Source organism: Acinetobacter sp. B51(2017) (assembly GCF_003711395.1).
Lineage (GTDB): Bacteria > Pseudomonadota > Gammaproteobacteria > Pseudomonadales > Moraxellaceae > Acinetobacter.
The window spans coordinates 1-1,775 of the sequence record NZ_PJRJ01000075.1; the positions used below are offsets into that span (position 1 = coordinate 1).

General features: G+C 36.4%; 2 protein-coding genes. One reads left to right on the top strand and one right to left on the bottom strand.

What is annotated here, in order from left to right:
• The coding region (locus CYK47_RS15125; protein WP_164709235.1) for an RNA-guided endonuclease InsQ/TnpB family protein at positions 1–1,257 on the bottom strand (1,257 nt) is incomplete at its 3' end.
• A 58-nt stretch (positions 1,258–1,315) separates the two neighbouring features.
• Between CYK47_RS15125 and tnpA the strand changes: the two genes are divergently transcribed.
• A complete protein-coding gene (gene tnpA, locus CYK47_RS15130) occupies positions 1,316–1,714 on the top strand; it encodes an IS200/IS605 family transposase (RefSeq protein ID WP_122902591.1) in 399 nt (132 codons plus the stop codon).
• Positions 1,715–1,775 lie beyond the last annotated feature (61 nt).

Sequence of the window (1,775 nt, forward strand, 5' to 3'; positions counted from 1 at the left end):
ACCTTTACCGCATCCACCCTCCACAGACAAAACGGTGTGTCCCACCGCCAAAATATTACGAGAAGCGTTTATATCCGCATTCTCGCTAAAGCTACACTCTACACAGCTAAATTTCGCCTGAGTGAGCCTATTTTCTTTTGCAACATGACCACATGAACTACAAGTCTGACTTGTATATTTAGGGTCAACTTTAACGAGTAAACCACCTCGCCATTGTTGCTTATACTCCAACATACCAACAAGCATTGACCACCCTTGATCTAGGATGGATTTGTTTAAGCCTGATTTGGCTTTCACATTCTTTCCTTTTTTCTCAATTGAGCCTTTTGCAGACTTCGACATATTGGCTACTTTTAAGTCCTCAACTACGATCATTGCGTGGTTTTTGCTGAGAGTTGTCGTGACTTTGTGCAAGTAGTCATGCCGAATATTGGCAATATGATGATGTAGCTTGTTAATTTTTAGGTTAAGTTTTTTCCAATTTTCACTGAATTTGGTTTTTTTCTTCAATTTGCGTTGAAGTCTAGCCAATTTCACTTGATTGGCTTTAAAACTATTGATCGGGTCAAATACCTGACCATCTGATGTTGTAATCAATTTCTTTATGCCAAGATCAACCCCAATGGCTGATTTCGATGGGTGGATTGGTGTTTCAATTGTGTTTTCAACACCAAAAGAGATATACCACTTGCCAACATGCTTTGAGATTGTGACGTTCTTAATCTCGCCTAAAATATCTTGTGATTTTCTAAATTTTACAACGCCAATATCACTAGGCAATTTAACTTGGTTGCCTTTAACCCAGCAATACCTATTAAATTGAACAATACGAATTGAATCATAACCATCTGATTTTTTCTTAAATCGTGGCATGAGTGGTCTAAGTTGAATTTCACTACCATCGGGTAGTTTAAAGAATTTTGGTTTCTTAGCCTTAAATGGTTTTTGCTTTAGTTTGGCTTGTTCTTTTTTATCGAAGAATTTACCCCAAGCATCACCAAGATCACGCACTTTCTGTTGAAGTGAAACACCATTAGAGCTGTTCTCTAAAAAAGCACACTCAGGTTTTTTGCGTAGTTCAGGAATTTTATTAACTAAATTAAATTTATTGATTCGCTCATTATTAGCAAGCATCTCGAATGATGTAGCTAATATTTGATTCCAAACAAAACGTGCAGAACCAAGCAGCTTGTTTAAAACAAGTTCCTGTTCTGCATTAGGCTCAAGCCTAAATTTGTACGCTTTGTTGATTTTTATAAATGAGTGCGTATGTTTTAATATGTATAAATACTAGCATTAAACAAGCAATTCAGCAATGACAGAGATATATAAAAACCGACATTCAGCCTTTAATTTGCATGTACATTTAGTATTTATTACCAAGTACAGAAAGAAAATTCTAGGTGAGTTGCATCATAAATATTTTACTGAGTGTGTATCTGAAATCTGCAAAGAGTTTGATGCGGAATTAAAGGAGTGTAATGGTGAGGCTGACCATATTCACATGCTTATTCAGTACCCACCGACAGTTCAACTCAGTAAATTGGTAAATAACTTAAAATCAGTAACAAGCAGAAGAATGAGAAATGAGTTTTTAGATTTACGTGGTAGCTATGCAAAACCTGTTTTGTGGTCACGCTCATATTTTGCAGGGTCTTGTGGTGGCGCACCTTTGGATATTATTAAAAAATACATTCAAAACCAACAAGGTTAAAATCTGTGAAATTCACCTCCACCCTGACTGTCGGGTGGAGTCCTCTTTCACTTTAAGATAG